We start from the raw sequence: 751 nt of genomic DNA on the forward strand, positions 1-751 counted from the left end.
AGCCAGGATTTCAGCAGGTTCTGGTTCGGTTACCGTATCAACGGGGTGACGCATCCCCTGCAACCATTGCCGCTTCGCCTCGTCAACTTCGCTGACTTTCGCTAACGGCAATTCATCCTGATGGTTCATCTTACCCATTCCTTACGCAGGCAGTAGATTGTGTGCTGCCAGATCGGCGGCAATATCTTCCAGCCCCAGACGCTGCAATGTTTCGCGGGTTGGACAACCAAGCTGTGGGTCCCAGCCCATTTCTTTGTAGAACATCGTGAGCGAAGCATGCATATCGTCACGATCCATTTTGTCAGTACCTTCAGTAAAGACCGGGATCTGCGGATCCTTGTCGAATACCCAGGAACAGATAAGATCGTGTTCATTACGCATATCTTTGGTTTGCATCAGTTTTACCGTGTAGGCACGATGCAACGTAAAAATACGCTCTGCAGCTAAATCTAATTTTTCCTGAGTCATCTCTTCGCCGGTGATCGCTTTGAAGAATTTGGCTTCAAGCGCCAGATCGCCCCGGTAATTACGGCTTTTCAGCGGCGAAACGGTCATTGGCCAGACCCAGTTGCACAGGGTGACGGCGTTATGCAAACAGACCCGCAACAGCGACCACTTTGCATATTTAATTTTTGCGTCATTGATTGGCGTGTAGTTTTTGGTTTCATCGTAAGCATCTTCAGAACCAAAAAGTTCTTTCGCCACTTCACGTTGCAGTTTCAATGGCAAGCCGGAACCAATAAAGTTGATA

1 protein-coding gene and 1 pseudogene are annotated in these 751 nt (G+C 48.6%); both read right to left on the reverse strand.

Going from position 1 to position 751, the window contains the following annotated elements:
• Positions 1-129, reverse strand: a pseudogene (locus tag RTW80_RS26530) (hypothetical protein); the annotation flags it as partial.
• Between the two features lie 12 nt (positions 130-141).
• On the reverse strand, positions 142-751 hold a 610-nt coding region (locus RTW80_RS26535; RefSeq protein WP_312721070.1), incomplete at its 5' end, for an aldehyde ferredoxin oxidoreductase C-terminal domain-containing protein.

The organism is Escherichia sp. AM3 (assembly GCF_032029835.1).
GTDB lineage: Bacteria > Pseudomonadota > Gammaproteobacteria > Enterobacterales > Enterobacteriaceae > Escherichia > Escherichia coli.